This is a genomic window from Mannheimia sp. E30BD (assembly GCF_041807785.1).
In the GTDB taxonomy this organism is placed as follows: domain Bacteria; phylum Pseudomonadota; class Gammaproteobacteria; order Enterobacterales; family Pasteurellaceae; genus Mannheimia.
The window spans coordinates 114,330-134,567 of sequence record NZ_JBGTYX010000001.1 but is presented as its reverse complement, the minus strand read 5'-3'; the positions used below and the strand labels follow the sequence as shown (position 1 = coordinate 134,567).

Genomic DNA, 20,238 nt, shown 5'->3' with positions numbered 1-20,238 from the left:
AATGCCTACATTTGCAGCAAATCTCACAATGATGTTTAACGAAGTGCCGTTTTTAGATCGTTTTGAAGCGGCAGCAAAGGCTGGTTTTAAGTATGTTGAATACCTATGGCCTTATGACTACCCAGCAGAGGAACTTAAAGCCAGACTAGAGAAGTACGGCTTAAAACAAGTGCTATTTAACACCGCAGCAGGCGATGTTTCAAACGGCGAATGGGGTGTTTCTGCCATTCCAAATAGAGAAGCAGACAGCCATCGTGATATTGATTTAGCGTTGGAATATGCTCTCGCCTTAGGTTGTGAGAATGTTCACGTTATGGCAGCGGTAGTACCACAAGGCGAAGATCGTGAAGCCTATAAACAAACCTTTATCAAAAACGTGCAATATGCCGCTGATAAATTTAAACCACACGGCATTAAGGTATTACTTGAAGCACTTAGCCCGGAAGTGAAACCGAATTATCTGCTTAAAAGCCAGTTTGATACGCTGGAAATTGTAGAAGCGGTAAACCGAGACAATGTGTTTGTACAGCTTGACTACTTCCACGCACAGAATGTGGACGGCAACTTATCTCGCCTAACCGACAAACTCAAGGGTAAATTTGCCCACATTCAAATTGCCTCTGTGCCGGATCGCCACGAACCGGACGAAGGGGAAATCAACTACCAATATATCTTCAACAAACTCGATGAAATCGGGTATGAAGGCTATGTGGGTTGTGAGTATAAACCACGAGCGGAAACCACCTCAGGACTAGGTTGGTTTGAGCAGTATAAATAACCACGATGATTAGCGGATAAATACGTGAATACAACATTTAGAAGGAAACTTTATGTCAAATGAAATGTTAATTTTGATTGGATTAGCAAGCGTAGTTGCTCTTCTGGTCATTATGATTAAAGGTAAAGTACACCCATTCTTAGCATTGGGATTAGTAAGTATCGCAGTTGCCTTAACTGCAGGTATTCCAATGAATAAAGTAATCCCAACCTTGATTTCAGGGATGGGGAGTACTCTAGGAAGTGTTGCTCTGATCGTTGGTTTAGGAGCAATGTTAGGGAAAATTATCGAAAAATCTCACGGTGCGGACGTATTAGCAAATTGGTTGTTACAGCGTTTTGGTGAGAAAAATGCTCCCTTTGCATTGGGTATGACTGGCTTTATCTTCGGGATACCGGTTTTCGTTGATGTTGGTTTTATCGTATTGATCCCGATTATTTTTAGTGTGGCGAGACGTTTAGGTGGAAATATTTTGGTTTACTCACTACCTATCGGGCTTTCTATGTTATTGGTTCACGTTTTGCTTCCGCCTCACCCGGGAATTGTGGCGGGTGCACAGAACTTAAACGCTGATATTGGCTTTGTATTGGGAATTGGTTTAGTTGCAGCACTGCCGGCATATTTAATCGGTCAGAAGTTTATTCTATTCTTTACGAAAAATTACTTTGTAAAAGTAGTGACTTCAACCGATCTTTTACAGCACCAAAAAGATTTGATTAAAGAGAAAGGGATTGAATTACCTTCTTTCGGTAAAGTATTGGCAATGATTTCTTTCCCTTTGATCCTGATTATGTTAGGTACGGTAACGGCAACAACCTTGCCGAAAGAACATATCGTGCGTGAAGTGTTCAGTATGGTAGGAAGCTCTCCGTTTGCCTTATTTGTGGCTGTTTGTCTTTCTGCTTATGTACTAGGCTTTAGATACGGTTGGACTAAGCATAAATTAGAAGAAGTGCTGGATTCTGCGTTAGCACCGATTGCCGGGATTATTTTAATCACTGGTGCCGGCGGTATGTTCGGTAAAGTGTTAGATGCCAGTGGCGTAGGTAAAGCATTGGCAGATGTATTAGCCAACACAGGTTTACCATTACTGGTTCTGGCTTTCATTCTGTCTGCTTTACTGCGTGCCGCACAAGGCTCGGCAACAGTTGCAACCATTACTACTACAACGATTTTAGCTCCGGCAGCCGCAGCAGCGGGGTACACTGAATTACAGCTTGCATTGCTCACTTGTGCTATCGGAGCTGGTTCAATGACCTTATCCCACGTTAATGATTCACTCTTCTGGGTATGGACGAAGTTCTTCAATGTTCCCGTATCGGTAGGCTTAAGAACTTGGACGTTTTTAACCACTATTTTCGGTGTAATCGCCTTTGCTGTTGTTGGCATTATTTGGATGTTATTCGTTTAATATCACTCTGTTACTGCTTAAAATCCGCCTCTTATGAGGTGGATTTTTTTAGGAGAAACCTATGCTGAAAAAATCGCTTTTATGTATGCTATTAATCTCTTCCGTCCTTTATGCGGAGGATAGAGTTCAAGAAAATCAATTAACTAATATCACGCTGCTTGCCGAAATCACCGCTCAAGGTCAAAAAATTAACGGCGTGGCATTGGAATATCCTGATAATGTATTATCGGGCAGCGATCTTCGCCAACTGTATCAGGTCAAAACGGCATTAGATAGTGCGGAGAAAGAAAACCGTTCGGTACTCAAAGCCTATGTCAATAATGAGCCAAAAGTGACCGCACTTCCGCAAGCCGGTAAATTTGTAATTATTGAATTGGATACGGCAGATAAAAATGCGGCAACTTATAGCGTAAAAGATGCCAATAAAGCACCGATGAAGTTTAAATCCAAAGATGAAAACGGCAACATTATAGCAACCGAGAAAGTACAAGCGGTCAAAATTCCTGAATTTTTTGCAAATCGCCTAAGCTATTCGGTGGAACAAAAAGGCTTGCTTAAATTAACCAACGGTACAACTTTAGGCAAGACTGAATGGACACAAACCGCTGAACCCGACAAAATCAAAACCCCTTATCTCGATGGTTTTGTCGCAAAACAAGTGAGCTTAGACAAACCTGAAAATAAGCTGAACTACCGCTTCTATTCGCCTTTGCAAAAAAATGGCGAAAAATATCCGCTTGTCATTTTCCTACACGGTTCGGGGCAGGTGGGTTCAGATAATCTAGCTCATTTAATTTCAAGCAAAGGGGCGATTGCCACATTACCTTACGAACCAAGTTTTGTGCTGGCACCGCAATACGACCAAGTCTTCGACCCATTTGATAATGCTGCCAAAGGGCAAAAAGGCGGTATTCACTGGCAAACGGAAAATCGTATCAATCTCGTGTTAAAAATGATTGATGAAACCATCAAAGCCAACCCACAAATTGATATCAACCGCATCTATGTGAATGGCTTATCTCGAGGAGCAGAAGGCGGATTAAATCTGTTGCTGGCTCGCCCGAATTTCTTTGCAGGAGCATTGTTAATGAGCGGTCGTGAAGCCTACACCAATGAATGGGTGGACGGCAACGCAACTAAAGAAAATTTAGCGGCAATTAAAGATTTACCGATTTGGTTCTTCCACAGCAAAGAAGACAAAGTCTCGCCTGTAAAAGGCTCTCGCATCAACTACCAAATTCTACACGAGCAGCTTAATGCCCCAAATGTGAAATACACCGAATTTAGCTTTGAACAAGCTGGCGACAACGGCATTGTTAATAACAACCCTCACAACACTTGGGACGCTGTGTATAACAGCCCTGAAGTGATTGAGTGGTTACTTCAACAAAAACGCCCATAGAGGACTTTATTATGACGTATCAATATCTTTCTTATCCATTAGATGTGAATGACCCTGGTTTTCCCGGCGAGCCGACATTGAGCTTAGAAACTTGTACGAGTACTGATAAAGGTGATGTGTATAACAGCTCTAAAATTCATCTGTTTAACCATTTTGGATCGCACTTTGATGCACCTCGCCATTTTAATCCGAATGGTGTAACGATTACCGAGCTACCACTTTCACAATTTATCTATGAAAAACCCTTGTTACTAGATATTCCGAAACAATCAGGGCAGATGATAGAACCTGAGGATCTACAACCACATTTAGCCGCTATTCAACAAGCTGATTTGTTATTGATCCGTACAGGTTTTGAACAGTTACGCAAGGAAAACCCAAGCGAATATGCTCATAACGGTGGAGCGGTAAGCATTCAGTGTGCTGAATTTTTGATTAAAAATGTCTCGAACTTAAAAGCAATTGGTTTTGATTTTATCTCTCTAGCTTCCCCTGCACACCCTGATCACGGAGTAAAAGCCCATCAAGTTATGCTTGGAATGTATAGCTCGAATTTTATCTGCATTATTGAGGATTTAATGTTATCGGAAGTAAACGCAGAGAAACTCAAAAAAGTGTTTGCTTTACCTTTACGAGTAAAAGGCGTTGATAGCTCGCAAGTTACAGTCTTGGCAGAAATCCAATAGGAAAAAAGATGAAAACAAGTAAATTTAGCTTAGTGTTAGCCATTATTTTCTTAGCATTGAGTTTTATCAGTAGTTATATTGGCTCATTGATTGAGCGGGATTTCGGCAGAATTGATGTTTCAACCGTGAGCTTTATGACGGAGCAGAATCAACCGATGATAGCCAAACTCTATCGTCCGATCTCTGCAACTGAAAACTCGCCTAAACCTGCCCTCTTGGCATTGCACGGTTATCAAAGCGATAAAGAAGCCACCAATACTTTTGGTGCATTAGAACTGGCAAAGCGAGGTTTTGTAGTATTAGCCATTGACCACTTTGGTCACGGCTACTCAACAAAATTACCAGCCTCGAATAAAACGATCAGCGGTGCAAATAATGGCTATCAATATTTAAAAACGCTTCCTTTCGTTGATAAGGAAAAACTGGGGATCTTTGGGCATTCCACAGGGGCATTAAATGCGATCCGAGTAGCAAAACTAAACCCTGATCACAAAGCAGTAAATGGTTTAAGTAGCAATGGTGGCGATAAAGAGTTAAACAACTACTTATTAACACAGGGGTTATATGAAGAAATTGGAATTTATCGGGAAAAAACGTTCCCAGTAAAAGATCTTGTAAATAATGAAGCAAGATTGACCGCTTTCTCATTGCCTAGTGGTGAAAACTTGAAATGGGATCATACTTACGGTAACTTCAATGCTGGTTCAGCACGCCGAGCAGCCTTAGTTGATGGCACGCATTTAGGTGTAATGATCGCGGAACACAGTAATAAAGAAGCAATTCTTTGGTTTAACCAAGCTCTCCAAAATGGCGAAAAAGGAGAAGGCTGGATTGAGCCTGAGCAACAAACCTATTGGTATAAAGAGTTTAGTGGCCTATTTGCCCTATTTTTTGCTGTTATTTCTGCATTGTTTTTAGCAAATCATTTACTAAAAGCCCCTTATTTTGCTGCGGCAACACAAACCGTTACTACCAAGATGGCAATCACACCAAGCCGTTGGCGGTTATTTGCAGTAATTAATATTGCAGTTACTATCGTACTTTATCCTTTATTAACCCAATGGGGTGGAGCGAATGAACCCATTGCTGCAAAATTGAGCTTTATGCCTTTAGAGATGGGGAATGGAATTATCACTTGGCTGTCGGTTAGTGCTGTGATTAACTTCCTGTTTTTCTTCCTTTGGAAAAAAACAAGCACGATTTCATTAGCAGAATTTGGCGTATTAAGCTACTTTAGTACAAGTAAAGTTATCGGACGCAATTTAATGCTAAGTATAGTGTTAGTTATTTGGCTCTATGCTATCGCCTTTATTGCTCATTCAATTTGGGGGACGGAATTACGCTTCTTATGGCCGTTACTAAAACCATTAACGATAGAACGCTTTGAACTATTTTTCATTTATTGGATACCAATTTTGCTCTTCTTCCTCAGTTTTAATGGTTTAATTGTATCTGTACAAATGAAACAGCCATTATCAAGCAGTTTTTCCTCAACCCTCTTGAGTTGGTCATTCAAAACCATCTTATTTGCTGCAGGTGGATTAGTCATTTTATGGTTATTCCATTTTGTACCGAACTTTATGCAAATAGGGCCGGGTTTTGACATACTCGGATTGCCTCAATTTGGTGGTCGATGGATGATGATGTTAGCAGTTATTATTCCACAGTTTGTGGTATTTACGATTATCAACCACTGGTGTTACCTTAAAACTGGCTATATCTACTTAGGGGTGTTTTTTACCTCAATGTTGATGGCTTGGATTATGGTTGGTGGGCAAGTAATCGGACGGTTTTTAGCCTAATTTACTAAATATATACCAAGAGCTAATCTTATGATGATTAGCTCTTTTTTAATCTTCTTATTAAAAACATTCCTTATAATCAAAATTTATACAAAATAGCTTCTTATGATTCCCTTTCTTAATTATTTTTCTGCAAAATGCTTTCATAAATAACTTAAGGTTACGCATATATGCCTTTACTTTCTATTCAAAACTTGCATAAAAAATATGGCGAGACTGTCGCAATTAATAATCTGAGTTTAGATTTGCATAAAGGCGAAGTTGTTGTGCTGCTTGGGCCTTCTGGCTGTGGTAAGAGTACCTTGCTTCGCTGTATTAATGGCTTGGAAGATAAACAAGGAGGTACAATTTCAATGCAAGATGTTGGCGAATTTGGCAAAGATTTGAGTTGGGAGCAATCTCGGCAAAAAGTGGGAATGGTATTCCAAAGCTATGAATTATTCGCCCATTTAAACGTTATCGAAAATATTTTACTTGGTCCTTTAAAGGCTCAAAAACGCAGTCGGGAGGAAGTGGAAGCTCAGGCAGATTTACTCTTAAAACGAGTTGGTTTATTTGATAGAAAAACGGCTTTTCCGAGAGAACTTTCTGGCGGGCAGAAACAACGCATCGCCATCGTTCGAGCGTTGTGTATGAACCCTGAAGTTATTTTGTTAGATGAAATTAAGGCAGCACTCGATCCTGAAATGGTACGAGAAGTGTTAGATGTGGTACTTGAGTTGGCAGATGAGGGAATGTCAATGCTCATTGTTACTCACGAGATGGGCTTTGCAGAGAAGGTTGCCGATCGCATTGTATTTATTGATAAAGGCGAAATTATTGAGCAATCTCCGCCGCACGAGTTTTTTAAAGCACCAAAAACCGAGCGAGCAAGACAGTTCTTACACGGTTTAGATTATTAACATTATTTGAGGAATTACTATGAAACGTTCAACATTCTTAAAAAACCTTAATCGCAACCACCCTTGCGGCTTTTACATTAACCGCTTGTGATAACAGCGGCTCTACTCAAACCACTCAAGCGAAAGATAGCGTTGCTCAAATTAAAGAAAAAGGGGTTATCCGCATTGGAGTATTTAGCGATAAACCACCATTTGGTTACATTGATGCTAATGGTAAAAATCAAGGTTTTGATGTGGAAATTGCAAAAGAAATCGCCAATGACTTACTCGGTAGTCCTGACAAAGTGGAATTCGTACTTACAGAAGCAGCAAACCGTGTGGAATACTTAAAATCAAATAAAGTAGATTTAGTCTTAGCCAACTATACTAAAACGCCTGAGCGTGCAGAAGTAGTGGATTTTGCTGAACCTTATATGAACGTAGCATTAGGTGTGGTTTCGCCGAAAAATGCCCCAATTACAGATGTAAAACAACTCGAAGGCAAAACCTTATTAGTGAATAAAGGCACAACGGCTGATGCCTATTTCAGCAAAAATCACCCTGAAATTCAGTTATTAAAATTCGACCACAATACTGAAACCTTTAATGCGTTAAAAGATGGACGTGGCGTTGCACTTGCACACGACAACGCATTAGTGTGGGCTTGGGCAAAAGAGAACGCAGATTTTGATGTGGCGATTGGCAATATCGGGCCATCTGAACAAATTGCTCCAGCAGTACAAAAAGGCAACAAAGCATTGCTTGATTTTGTGAACAAAGAGATTAGCGAATTTAAAGCGAACGGCAAATTAAAAGCAGCTTATGAAAAAACCTTAGTGCCTGTTTATGGCGAGAAAGAAGGGCTTTTAGCGAAATAAGTAAGTGAACGGATTGCTTACCTTGCGGTTGAGAAATATTAATTTGCAAAAAATTCTACTGTTTTGACCGCTTGTTTCTTCAAGGAAGAAAAAACCTTATTCAGAAATGAATAAGGTTTTTCTTTTATGGTTACTCTACCGTTACCGCTTTTGCAAGGTTACGAGGTTGATCCACGTCTGTTCCTTTAATTAATGCGATGTGGTATGAAAGTAGTTGTAATGGCACGGTGTAGAAAATTGGTGCTGTTACTTCATCTATTTTCGGCATTACGATGGTTTTGAAGCCTTCTGCTTCTTCAAAACCTGCATCGTGATCGGCAAATACATATAACTGACCGCCTCTTGCTCGCACTTCTTCAATGTTAGATTTTACTTTTTCTAACAAATCGTTTTCTGGTGCAACCACCACAACCGGCATATCGCTATCAATTAACGCTAACGGACCGTGTTTTAATTCGCCTGCTGCGTAAGCCTCTGCGTGAATGTATGAAATCTCTTTTAATTTTAACGCAGATTCCATCGCAATCGGGTAGTATTCACCACGACCTAAGAATAATGTGTGGTGTTTATCCGCAAAGTCTTCTGATAATTTCTCGATTTGTTTATCGAACACTAACGCACTTTCAATTTGAGCTGGCAAGCGTTGTAAAGATTGAACAATGTGATGCTCTTGTTCTTCACTCATACGGTTTTGTAAACGACCAATCGCTACGTTTAATAATAATAAGCAAGTTAATTGTGTTGTAAATGCTTTTGTTGAAGCTACACCAATTTCCACACCAGCTTTAGTTAAGAACGCAAAATCAGATTCACGCACTAATGATGAGCTTGCAACGTTACACACCGTCATCGCTGCCATATAACCAGACTCTTTCGCTAAACGAAGTGCCGCTAAGGTATCTGCTGTTTCACCTGATTGAGAAAGTGTGATTAATAAGCTGTTCGGGCGTGTTACAAATTTACGGTAACGGAATTCAGACGCGATTTCCACATCACAGCTTACGCCTGCGAGTGATTCAAACCAGTAACGAGCGACCATACCTGCGTTGTAAGATGTACCACAAGCCACAATTTGAACGTGTTCTACTTTTGATAAAATCTCTGCTGCATTTGGTGCAATCGCAGATACATCAACTTTACCGTCTTTAATACGACCATCTAAGGTGTTCATAATCGCAACTGGTTGTTCAAAAATCTCTTTTTGCATATAGTGGCGATATTGACCTTTATCCGCAGCATCGGCTTCAAAGTTACCTTCGTGAATTTCACGTTCTACTTTATTGCCTTGACGGTCGTAAATCTCAACAGAACGGCGGGTAATCTCTGCTACATCGCCTTCTTCTAAATAAGCAAAACGGCGGGTTACGCTTAATAATGCTAACGGATCTGAGGCTAAGAAGTTTTCACCTACACCATAGCCAATCACAAGTGGGCTGCCTGAACGAGCAACGATTAAATGTTCCGGCTCTTCTTCGTTTAATACTACTGTGCCGTATGCACCACGAAGTTGTACTACGGTTTTTTGTACCGCTTCTAATAATGATGAAGCCGAACGCAATTCCCACTCAACTAAGTGTGCGATAACTTCTGTATCGGTTTGTGATTGGAACATATAGCCACGCTCTTGTAGCACGACTTTTAATTCTTCGTAGTTTTCGATAATACCATTATGTACCACCGCAATTTTACCGCTACGATGTGGGTGAGCATTAGTTTCTGATGGCTCACCGTGTGTTGCCCAACGAGTGTGTGCAATACCAGTACCACCAATTAATGGTTTAGCTTCTAATGCTTCATCTAACGCTTTCACTTTACCTACACGGCGTACGATCTGCATTTTTTTATCGGCTGCGTTTAATACCGCTACGCCTGCTGAGTCGTAGCCTCGATATTCTAAGCGGTGTAAACCATCAACTAATATTTCAGCCACATCACGTTGTGCTACTGCACCTACAATTCCACACATAAATTTGCTTTCCTATTTTTTAAGTTAAAAATTCGATTATTTATTTTGCAATGAGGACTTCGACACCCATTTTTTCAATTTTTTCTTTCGTTTCGAAACTTAATTGGTTGTCGGTAATAATTTTGGTGATTTTTGACCATTCCAATTCAATATTAGGCATTTTTCGCCCGATTTTTTGTGATTCAATCAACACTATCACTTCTCGGCTGACTTCTGCCATCACTTGGCTTAACCCGACTAGCTCATTGAAAGTGGTTGTGCCACGTGATAAATCTAAACCATCTGCACCAATAAAGAGCTGGTCAAAATCATATGAACGCAACACTTGTTCAGCCACTTTTCCTTGAAAAGATTCTGAGCGGCTATCCCAAGTACCACCTGTCATTAATACTGTTGGCTCGCACTCCAAAGAGGTTAATTCCGCTGCTAAATTCAGCGAGTTGGTCATCACGACCAAGCCGGTTTGGTTTAAGGCTTTAACTAACGCCCCAGTCGTGCTGCCGCTATCAATGATGATACGGTTATGGTCACGAATACAATCTCGGGCGGCTTGTGCAATCTTCTTCTTTTGAATCGAAAGTTGCTCGGTAAATTCTTCTTCCATCATCTCTGAAGGGATTTTTACCGCCCCACCATATTTTCGCAATAAAAAACCACTTTCTTCTAAAGCGGTTAGGTCTTTACGAATGGTAACTTCTGAAGTTTCAAACAGTGTAGCGAGTTCATCAACACTCACTTCTTGTTGCGATTGTACCATCTGTACAATTAAATGGCGACGTTGTTGTGTGTTACGTTTTGACATTACAATCTTCACTTAAGTTTCGTTTCAAAACTTTTTGCATTATAAAGAAAGAAAATAAAAAGAAAAGCAAGAAATCCATAATTTACAAAATCTATACAAAACAAAACCGCTTGTTCTTTGGCGATACAAGCGGTTCATTTCTGTCAATTTTTTGCAATTATTTGATTTGGCTACCGATTACACCACCAAGTGCCGCACCACCTAAGGTTGCACCCGTTGAATTACCAATTGCTTGTCCAGCAACACCGCCAACTGCTGCACCAATTGCGGTATTACGTTGCGATTTTGTCATATTGTTACAGCCTGATACTGCAACTGCTAAAAGAGCTACTCCGACAACTTTTAACATAGACTTCATATTAATCCCTCATTATTAATCAATTTTAAATTGGTCAATCTCCTTGACCTAATCTATAAGATTTTATTTAGTAGAAAAGGTTCAATAAAAAATGCAATTGCAAAATTCCAAGCAAATTCGACCGCTTGTTTAGCTGAACTGTGAAGCTGCTCACAGAATTTTGCCTTATTTTCTGCTATATTCCGCTTAATTTTCTCCCTAACAGTAAGGAAATCACAATGAAATTGAAAAAATTAGCTTTAACAGTATCTGGTTTACTACTCGGTTCATTATTTGCTCAATCGGCATTGGCGGAAGGTCGTCTGACCGTTTATTGTAGTGCGACGAACGAACTTTGCGAGCAAGAAGTTCAAGCATTTGGTAAGAAATACGATGTGAAAGTATCGTTTGTGCGTAATGGTTCAGGCAGCACATTAGCGAAAATTGAGGCCGAAAAAAATAATCCACAGGCTGATGTGTGGTACGGTGGCACGCTTGATCCTCATTCACAAGCGGCAGAAATGGGCTTACTCCAACAGTATCAATCGCCGAATTTAGAGCAAATTATGGAAAAATTCCGTGATCCTGCCAAATTAAAAGGCAACTATTCTTCTGCGGTGTATATGGGGATTTTAGGCTACGGCGTAAACTTAGATCGCTTGAAAAAATTAGGTATCGAGAAAGTGCCAACAACTTGGGAAGAGTTACTAGACCCTCGCTTAGCAGGCGAAATTCAAATTGCAGATCCGCAAAGTTCAGGTACAGCTTACACAGCAATTGCTACCTTCGTGCAACTTTGGGGCGAAGAAAAAGCCTTTGAATACTTCCGCAAATTACACAAAAACATTTCACAATATACTAAATCAGGCATCACGCCAGCTCGTAACACAGCACGAGGCGAAACCACCATCGGTATCGGCTTCTTACACGACTATGCTATCGAGAAGAAAAACGGGGCTAACATTGAAATAACTGCACCAACTGACGGTACAGGTTATGAATTAGGCGGCGTGAGTATCTTAAAAGGGGCAAGAAACCTTGAAAATGCGAAGCTGTTCGTGGATTGGTCGCTTTCTAAAGAAGCTCAAGAACTCTCTTGGCAGAAAGGAAATGCGTTCCAAGTATTAACCAACACAACGGCAGAAGCCTCGCCTTATGCCCTTAATCCAAAAGACTTAAACTTAATTGACTACGATTTTGAGAAATATGGTTCAAGCGAAGAACGTAAACGCTTGATTGATAAATGGGTTAATGAAGTTAAGTTAGCCAAATAATTCTTCTTTTAGAGGGGGCTTTCCCCTCTTTTTTATCTGTGAGGTATTATGCAGAGTTTTTCTTTTTCCCGACCGCTTGTATGGGTGGTGATCGGTTTACTCGGTTTTCTCTTATTGCCCGCTAAAGCATTAGATTATGGTTTGTTTGACTCAACAAAAGACGAGCTGTTTTCAGCGATGGGCTGGTCAAGTTTAAATATCGCTTGTGCGTGGTTCTTACCGCTTTTTGCATTTTTATTACCAAATCCGACCGCTTGTAAACGCCGAGCCAAGCTCGAATTAGTCGGCTTAGGCTTATTGTTTGCCTTTATTTTCTTATCTGCAATCGTGCTTAAAGTCAGTTTAGGCTATGCGGTTTTACCTTTGATTATTGCTATTACAGGGCTTGCGACCAATAACCTTGCTATTTTTAAAGTAATGCAAGGCGACCGCTTTATTATTGGTTCACTCATTAGTATTATCCTACTGATTTTCTTCTTTATCGTTTACCCAACCATTGCGATTTTCGTCTCAATGTTCTACAACGGCGACGAATTTGTACCAAGCCAAGTGCTCACCATTTTGCAACAGCCTTATGTGGCTCGAGTAGTGGGGAACTCGTTATCAGTTGCGGGAACGGTGGGTGTGCTTTCCACTCTGTTTGGTTTGGCTTTTGCCCTTTACACCACTCGTATTGCGGAACGCTCTGCGTTCATCGGACGAATTTTCTCGATCTTACCAATTGTTACACCGCCATTTGTGGTCGGTTTAGGTGTAACGCTAATGCTTGGGCGTTCGGGCTATGTTACTGAATTTTTAGTGGAACACTTTGGCTTTGCCAGCAACTGGCTCTACGGCTATACAGGGATTGTGATTGCTCACACGCTTGCCCTTACACCAATGTCGTTTATGATTTTAGAAGGAGCGTTGAAATCTATTCACCCATCTGTGGAAGAAGCAGCTTACACCTTACGTTCTAACCGCTATCAAGCCTTCTTTAACATTATTTTCTCATTACTCAAACCTGCTCTGGCTAACTCATTCTTAGTGGTGGCAATTCAATCCCTTGCGGACTTCAGTACGCCATTAGTTTTAGGCGGCAGCTTTGATGTGATTGCAACACAAATCTACTTCTATATTGCAGGTTCACAGCTTGATTATGCTTCTGCAAGTACACTTGGAGCGATCTTACTCGTGTTCTCGCTGGCAATTTTCGTAATCCAATACCTCTGGATCGGCAACCGTTCTTATGTAACTGTATCGGGCAAATCTTATCGTGGCGATGTGCAAGATTTACCAAACGGAATGAAATGGCTAATTATTGCCACTCTGCTGTTCTGGGGAACATTCAACCTTGTGCTTTACGGTAGTATTTTCTACGGTAGCTTCACAGTAAACTGGGGCGTAGATTACACCCTTACACTAGATAACTACATCAAACTGTTCGGACAAGGCTTTAGCGATGGCGGTTTCCCATCACTGATTCAAACCGTGTTATTTGCCGCTGCTGCTGCACCAATTACGGCATTGTTTGGCTTGCTAATTGCTTATGTCACGGTTCGCCGTGATTTCAAAGGCAAGAAAACGCTGGAATTTTTAACCTTACTTTGCTTTGCCGTGCCGGGAACAGTCGCAGGGGTGTCTTACATTCTTGCCTTCAACGATGCCCCGATTTATTTAACTGGCACAGGTATGATTATTATCCTCTCAATGGTAATGCGAAATATGCCTGTGGGTATGCGTGCAGCAATCGCTGGCTTAGGGCAGTTGGATAAATCCCTTGATGAAGCCTCTCTTTCGCTAAAAGCTGGTTCATTTAAAACTATGCTGTTTGTGGTGTTACCGCTTCTCAAGCCAGCCTTACTTTCTGCTCTTGTAACCAGCTTCGTGCGAGCAATGACCACCGTAAGTGCGATTGTGTTCTTAGTCACCGCAGATACACGAGTGGCAACCTCTTACATTCTCAACCGTGTGGAAGATGGCGAATACGGCATTGCGATTGCCTACGGCTCAATTTTAATTGTAGTGATGATGGCGATTATTTTGATTTTCGACTGGATTGTTGGGGATACTCGTATTGCTCGCTCTAAGGCGAAGAAAATGTAAAACACATCTACTCTCCCTTTATAGGTAGATTTGTCAAGTTCTGTATCAATATCCGTAGGGACAGATCCTGTGCCTATTCGCAAACAATATTAATTTACGGGCGGGCACTGGACCCGCCCCTACACACAATCATTATGTATTTAGAGCCTGACAGCCCGCCCTTTATGGAAGAGAGAAAGATATAATATAAAAGGACAAAATATGAATAACGATTTCTTAGTATTAAAAAATGTAACCAAATCTTTCGGCAAAGCTACTGTTATTGATAATCTCAACTTAAGCATTCCTAAAGGAAAAATGATTACCCTGCTTGGCCCTTCAGGCTGTGGAAAAACCACCGTGTTACGCCTTGTGGCAGGTTTGGAAAGCCCAACATCGGGGCAGATTTTTATTGATGGCGAAGATGTTACCCAAAGCTCGATTCAAAATCGGGATATTTGCATTGTGTTCCAGTCTTACGCTCTTTTCCCCCATATGTCGATTGGCGACAACGTTGGTTATGGCTTAAAAATGCAAGGCGTACCCAAAGAAGAACGCTTAAAACGCGTGAAAGAAGCATTAGAATTGGTGGATTTAGCAGGCTTTGAAGACCACTTTGTTGATCAAATTTCAGGCGGACAACAGCAACGTGTGGCACTGGCTCGTGCGTTAATTCTAAAACCAAAGGTGCTTTTATTTGATGAACCGTTAAGTAACTTAGACGCCAACCTTCGCCGCTCAATGCGAGAAAAAATCCGTGAGTTGCAGCAACGTCTTAATATCACCTCGCTTTATGTTACTCACGACCAATCGGAAGCCTTTGCGGTATCCGACCAAGTGATTGTGATGGATAAAGGCATTATCAAACAGCAAGACACGGCGAAAAATCTCTACTTACAGCCAAACTCGCTCTTTCTTGCTAACTTTATGGGAGAATCCACTATTCTGCCAGCGAAGAAGTTTGATGACCAAATCCAAATTGGCAATTTCAGCTTTACGCTTGCTCATTCAGATCGCTTCAATGTACCGAATGGCGACTGTTTAGTCGGCATACGTCCAGAAGCAATTCGCTTACAAGCTAATGGTGAAGAGAACCAACATTGCCAAATCAAGCACGCTGTTTATATGGGAGCTCATTGGGAAATTACGGTAGAGTGGCAAGGCAAAGAAATTATGGTGAATCTCAACCCTGATCAATACAATGAAAACCGAGCTGAGTACTATGTTCACCTAAGCCAAAATGGTATTTTCTTGTTAAATCAAGAATAACCTAAAACACAAGCGGTCTGATTTGCAAAAAAATTTACAAATCAGACCGCTTGCTATTTAAAAAGTATTAATTATTTCTGTTTTTTCAAAAACTCAACAGCTGTATCTGGGAAGTCGGTAAATACGCCTGTTGCTCCCGCTTTATTTAAGAGTGCATCATACATTTGATCTACATTCTCAAAGAATGGAGCTAAAGCATCTTTACGCACTGTGTAAGGATGCAGCTCTAACTTATGTTTAGCTAACTCTTTTACAAGCGGCGTATATTTAATATCACCTACTTTTGAGTTTTTATCGTCAATCAACATATACCAGCCTGGCCCTACACCGTCTGCATATTTTGCGACTTCTGCGATTGCACCTTCTTTGAACATCCAATCGTAGTCGTAGTTAATCCATTTACCGTCTTTATCTTTCTCTTCAGTTTCATTCCAATCGGTATAGGCGATTAATTGCACCAATTTTAAGTCCATACCAAGCTGAGGGAGTAATTCAGTTTTAATGCGTTTTAACTCATTAAAATCGAAAGTTTGTAAATAAACAGGCGATGATTTTTTATCGTAGCCATATTTTTTCAACACTTTTAAAGTTTCTAATGCAATGTCTTTACCTTCTTTATGGTGTAACCAAGGGGCTTTAATTTCTGGATAGATACCGATTGTTTTACCTGTTGATTTTTCTAAGCCCTGAATAAACTCAATTTCTTCTTCAAAAGTATGGATCTTAAAGCTTGATTGCCAAAGCGGGAAACGTTTTGGGTAAACCGCTACTTGTTTGCCATCTTCCATTTTGAAGTTTTCTGTCATCTCAAGTGTGCGAATTTCTTCTAAAGTGAAATCTGCCACATAGTAACGCCCATCTTCACGCTTACGTTCTGGGAATTTTTTCGCAACATCGGTTAAGCCATCTAAGAAGTGGTCGTGAATCACAATGATGTGATTATCTTTCGTCATTGCAAGATCTTGCTCTAAATAGTCCGCCTGTTGCCCAAATGCCAAGGCTTTTGACTCTAATGTATGCTCTGGTAAATAACCACTCGCACCACGGTGAGCAATCACTAATTTATCTGATGCTTGAGCATAAGCACTTAATGTTGCCGCAGAGAGTGTTAACGCTGCAACTAATGTTTTAAATTTCATAGAATCACCTCATTGTTTAAAAATAAAGGAAGAACAATATGTTCTTCCTTTTTGATTTATAAATTAACAATTATTTACCGTAGTGGTCGCCTAGTTTAGCTTTGTGTTTGCCTTCTTCAAGCATTACGATAAACATTAATAATACCGCTAACACGCCACCTGCGATCATCACATAGAAACCGCCGTCCCAGCCGAATTCGTGTGCCGCCCAGCCTACTACCGCAGAAGCAGATACAGTACCACCTAAGTAACCGAATAAGCCTGTGAAGCCTGCTGACGTACCCGCTGCTTTTTTCGGTGCAAGCTCAAGAGCGTGTAAGCCGATCAGCATTACTGGGCCATAAATTAAGAAGCCGATAGTGGTCATTAAGACAAAGTCCATTAATTGATATGGATTCTCATACCACACTTTACCTGCGTATTGAGCTAACTCTGCTTCAGGCGTTGCTGGGTTTAACCATAATGCCACAACTGCTGCGGTGGTTAAGATCATAAACACGAAACCGGTCAAGCCACGTTTACCTTTGAAGATCTTATCTGATACCCACCCACATAGTAGCGTACCTGGAATCGCCGCAAGCTCATAAATGATGTACGCAGAGGCTGTTCCTTTAATATTGAAGTGTTTCACTTCCCCTAAATAAACCGGAGACCATTTCAATACACCATAACGAATTAAGTAAACGAATACGTTAGCGATTGCGATATACCATAATAATTTATTTTTTAACACATAAGTGAATAAAATTTCTTTAGTGGTTAATTCTGTTTCCGATTTTTTCTCATCATAGTCATCTGGGTAGTCGTTACGCCATTTCTCAACTGGCGGTAAACCACAAGATTGTGGAGTATCTTTCATCATAAAGTAGATTGGCACAGCGGCAATCATCGCTGCAATACCTGGGTAGTATAGAGCCTGTTGCCAAATATCTTTTGCTGTTGCTTCAACACCGTGTGTATTGTAGAAAATTGCACCCGCTAAAATCACCATTAAGCCCGGCACCATACCGCCTACGTTATGCGCACAGTTCCAAATCGATACAATAGTTCCACGCTCAGATTTAGACCACCAGTGTACCATTGTACGACCACACGGTGGCCATCCCATACCTTGGAACCAACCGTTTAAGAAGATCATAACGAACATAACGGCAATGCCTGAAGTTGCCCACGGCATTAAGCCCATCATCGTCATACAAAGACCTGATAATAATAAACCGAATGGTAAAAATACTTTCGGATTTGAGCGGTCTGACATCCACGCCATTACAAATTTTGATAAACCATACGCCAAACCAGCACCTGTACCGATAATACCAAGTTCTGCTTTATTATACATACCAGCTTCAATTAAGCCCGGTTGTGCTAGGTCAAAGTTAGCACGCACGAAATAGTAAGCGGCATAGCCGAAGAAAATGCCAGCAAAAACTTGCCAACGCAAGAATTTATATCTTGCATCAACTTTGTCCGCTGGCAACTCCGCTATATGCGGAGCGGGTTTAAATGGACCAAACATTTTTATTCTCCAATATAATTTTAAGTAATACCTATTCTTAGGTCGGTCAATAATATCTGAAAATAGCGAATGACAAAGTTATTTTTTGCAAAAATGTGATTTATTTCACAAAATTTTCACTTTAAATCACTTCAAATTTTCGGAAATACGCATTTTCATCTTACCACCTACTCCGACCTCTTATAAAAAAACACATTATATACAACCAAAATAATCAGTAAATTACGATGCAAATTCAATAATTTTGTGATGTAGATCTGATTTTTAAACAAATCTATTTGAACTCAATTTATTTTCGTTTATGCTAATAAAGGTAATATTAAGTTCAAATTCGAGCAATTAAAGCATCGAACAAAAGGAGCAAAAAATGCAAAGATACGAACAACTCGCTCAAGTGCAACAAACACAAAAATGGGATTTCATTATTATTGGTGGCGGTGCAAGTGGTTTAGGTATTGCTGTAGACACCGCCTCTCGTGGCTATAAAACCTTATTACTAGAAAGCCACGACTTCGCAAAAGGGACATCAAGCCGTAGTACTAAATTAGTACACGGAGGCGTACGTTATTTAGCCAATGGCGATGTGGCATTAGTAAGAGAAGCCCTGCGTGAGCGTGGTCGCTTAGCTAAAAATGCGGCTCACCTCTTTAAAAACCAAAGTTTCATTATTCCAAACTATACCCTTAAAGATTGCTTAATGTACCGTGTAGGTTTAGGAATGTACGATATGCTTTCAGGTAATCTTAGTTTAGGTAAAACGCAAAATATTGATAAAGCTGAAGCAAAAAGACGTTTACCAACATTAAACGACTTAGGCTTGCGTGCAGGTACAGTTTATCAAGATGGACAATTTGATGATGCTCGTTTAGCGGTAAATATGGCTCAAACGGTGGTTGAGCAAGGCGGAACAGTGTTAAACCACGCTAAAGTAACTTCATTACACAAAACACCACAGGGCAAAATTGATGGCGTAACTTTCTACGATGAGCTTAACCAGCAAGAACATACCGTATTCGGCACGGCAGTCATTAACGCAACGGGCGTGTTTATGAATGATATTTTAAGTATGGATCACGGTAGCCCGAAAAAATTCGTGGTGCCGAGTCAAGGCATCCACTTAGTGTTAGATAAATCATTCTTGCCAAGTAATGATGCGTTGATGATTCCAAAAACCTCAGACGGACGTGTATTATTCGCTGTGCCTTGGCACGATGTATTAGTGGTAGGAACGACGGATACCTTAATTGAACACCCATCTTACGAACCAATTCCGCTTGAGCAAGAAGTAAACTTTATTTTAACCACCGCGGCGCAATACCTCACAAGAAAACCAACCCGTGATGATGTGAAAGCTGTATTTGCAGGGCAACGTCCACTTGCTGCCCCGGAAAAAGAAGGGCAAAGTACAAAAGAGGTTTCCCGTAGCCATAAAGTTTTAACCGATCCAACCAGCGGTTTAGTAACGATTACAGGTGGTAAATGGACAACTTATCGCCAAATGGCTGAAGATACGGTAGAAGAAGCATTAAAAGTCCACCCACAATTAGGCAATAAACCTTGTCGAACAGTAGATTTATCTATTCACGGCAATATTCCAGCGGAATTAGTAAATTTACAAGATCATCTCTACGTTTATGGTTCAGAAATTCCAGAACTACGTGGTTTAATGACTGCTTATCCTGAATATGCAGAGAAAATCCACCCAAGATTAGATTACACCGTAGCTGAAGTGATTTGGGCGGTTCGTAATGAGATGGCTCAAACGGTGGAAGATGTATTGGCACGCCGTGTTCGCTTGCTCTTTACCGATGCGAGAGCCGCTATTGACAGTGCGGCAAAAGTCGCCGCCATTATGGCAAAAGAGATGGGTAAAGATGAAATTTGGCAACAACAACAAGTCGCTCAATTCCTTAATGTTGCGAAACACTATTTACTGGTAGATTACCAACCCCAATTCATCGCTTAATGAGCAAAGCCACCTTTAAAAGGTGGCTTTTTTACGATACAAGCGGTCAAAAATAGCAAAAAATTTA

At 40.6% G+C, this 20,238-nt stretch carries 16 protein-coding genes; 11 read left to right on the top strand and 5 right to left on the bottom strand.

Features of this window, described 5'->3' with window-relative positions; all coding sequences use genetic code 11:
* The first annotated feature begins 1 nt into the window (after nucleotide 1).
* From otnI to ACERCG_RS00590, 7 genes are all read left to right on the top strand, one after another.
* Complete coding sequence (otnI, locus tag ACERCG_RS00620; protein ID WP_373610166.1) at nucleotides 2-778, top strand: 2-oxo-tetronate isomerase; 777 nt, start codon at nucleotides 2-4, stop codon at nucleotides 776-778.
* Between the two features lie 52 nt (nucleotides 779-830).
* Nucleotides 831-2,189: a gluconate:H+ symporter gene (locus ACERCG_RS00615; protein ID WP_373610165.1), complete on the top strand. Its 1,359-nt coding sequence runs from the start codon at nucleotides 831-833 to the stop codon at nucleotides 2,187-2,189.
* Between the two features lie 61 nt (nucleotides 2,190-2,250).
* On the top strand, nucleotides 2,251-3,591 hold the full coding sequence (locus ACERCG_RS00610) for an alpha/beta hydrolase-fold protein (protein WP_373610164.1): 1,341 nt from the start codon (nucleotides 2,251-2,253) through the stop codon (nucleotides 3,589-3,591).
* 11 nt (nucleotides 3,592-3,602) lie between these two features.
* The gene (locus ACERCG_RS00605; RefSeq protein WP_373610163.1) at nucleotides 3,603-4,277 is read left to right on the top strand and encodes a cyclase family protein; all 675 of its coding nucleotides are present in this window, start codon (nucleotides 3,603-3,605) and stop codon (nucleotides 4,275-4,277) included.
* Between the two features lie 8 nt (nucleotides 4,278-4,285).
* Nucleotides 4,286-6,079 (top strand): alpha/beta hydrolase, encoded by a 1,794-nt coding sequence (locus ACERCG_RS00600; protein WP_373610162.1) that lies wholly within the window; start codon nucleotides 4,286-4,288, stop codon nucleotides 6,077-6,079.
* Between the two features lie 170 nt (nucleotides 6,080-6,249).
* Nucleotides 6,250-6,981: an amino acid ABC transporter ATP-binding protein gene (locus ACERCG_RS00595; protein WP_373610161.1), complete on the top strand. Its 732-nt coding sequence runs from the start codon at nucleotides 6,250-6,252 to the stop codon at nucleotides 6,979-6,981.
* A 50-nt stretch (nucleotides 6,982-7,031) separates the two neighbouring features.
* On the top strand, nucleotides 7,032-7,838 hold the full coding sequence (locus ACERCG_RS00590; RefSeq protein ID WP_373610286.1) for a cysteine ABC transporter substrate-binding protein: 807 nt from the start codon (nucleotides 7,032-7,034) through the stop codon (nucleotides 7,836-7,838).
* 130 nt (nucleotides 7,839-7,968) lie between these two features.
* Here ACERCG_RS00590 and glmS read toward each other — a convergent pair whose 3' ends face one another.
* The 3 genes from glmS to ACERCG_RS00575 all read right to left on the bottom strand — a co-directional run bounded on the left by glmS (nucleotide 7,969) and on the right by ACERCG_RS00575 (nucleotide 10,964).
* Nucleotides 7,969-9,804: a glutamine--fructose-6-phosphate transaminase (isomerizing) gene (gene glmS, locus ACERCG_RS00585; protein WP_373610160.1), complete on the bottom strand. Its 1,836-nt coding sequence runs from the start codon at nucleotides 9,802-9,804 to the stop codon at nucleotides 7,969-7,971.
* Nucleotides 9,805-9,844: 40 nt separating this feature from the next.
* Complete coding sequence (locus tag ACERCG_RS00580; protein WP_373610159.1) at nucleotides 9,845-10,606, bottom strand: DeoR/GlpR family DNA-binding transcription regulator; 762 nt, start codon at nucleotides 10,604-10,606, stop codon at nucleotides 9,845-9,847.
* A gap of 157 nt (nucleotides 10,607-10,763) precedes the next feature.
* A complete protein-coding gene (locus ACERCG_RS00575) occupies nucleotides 10,764-10,964 on the bottom strand; it encodes a glycine zipper 2TM domain-containing protein (RefSeq protein ID WP_373610158.1) in 201 nt (66 codons plus the stop codon).
* A 218-nt stretch (nucleotides 10,965-11,182) separates the two neighbouring features.
* On the opposite strand from ACERCG_RS00575, the gene ACERCG_RS00570 reads away from it, so the two are divergent.
* From ACERCG_RS00570 to fbpC, 3 genes are all read left to right on the top strand, one after another.
* A complete protein-coding gene (locus ACERCG_RS00570; protein ID WP_373610157.1) occupies nucleotides 11,183-12,217 on the top strand; it encodes an ABC transporter substrate-binding protein in 1,035 nt (344 codons plus the stop codon).
* A gap of 48 nt (nucleotides 12,218-12,265) precedes the next feature.
* Nucleotides 12,266-14,302, top strand: a complete 2,037-nt coding sequence (locus tag ACERCG_RS00565; RefSeq protein ID WP_373610156.1) for an ABC transporter permease — start codon at nucleotides 12,266-12,268, stop codon at nucleotides 14,300-14,302.
* Between the two features lie 201 nt (nucleotides 14,303-14,503).
* Complete coding sequence (gene fbpC / locus ACERCG_RS00560) at nucleotides 14,504-15,550, top strand: ferric ABC transporter ATP-binding protein (protein WP_373610155.1); 1,047 nt, start codon at nucleotides 14,504-14,506, stop codon at nucleotides 15,548-15,550.
* A gap of 71 nt (nucleotides 15,551-15,621) precedes the next feature.
* Here the strand turns inward: fbpC and glpQ are convergent, their stop codons facing one another.
* Together glpQ and glpT are read right to left on the bottom strand one after the other, a co-directional pair.
* A complete protein-coding gene (glpQ, locus tag ACERCG_RS00555; protein ID WP_373610154.1) occupies nucleotides 15,622-16,689 on the bottom strand; it encodes a glycerophosphodiester phosphodiesterase in 1,068 nt (355 codons plus the stop codon).
* Between the two features lie 70 nt (nucleotides 16,690-16,759).
* Entirely contained in the window at nucleotides 16,760-18,205 is a 1,446-nt protein-coding gene (gene glpT, locus ACERCG_RS00550; protein WP_373610153.1) for a glycerol-3-phosphate transporter, read from the bottom strand.
* 367 nt (nucleotides 18,206-18,572) lie between these two features.
* Here glpT and ACERCG_RS00545 point away from each other — a divergent pair, with 367 nt between their 5' ends.
* Nucleotides 18,573-20,171 (top strand): FAD-dependent oxidoreductase, encoded by a 1,599-nt coding sequence (locus ACERCG_RS00545; protein ID WP_373610152.1) that lies wholly within the window; start codon nucleotides 18,573-18,575, stop codon nucleotides 20,169-20,171.
* The last annotated feature ends 67 nt before the right edge of the window (nucleotides 20,172-20,238 follow it).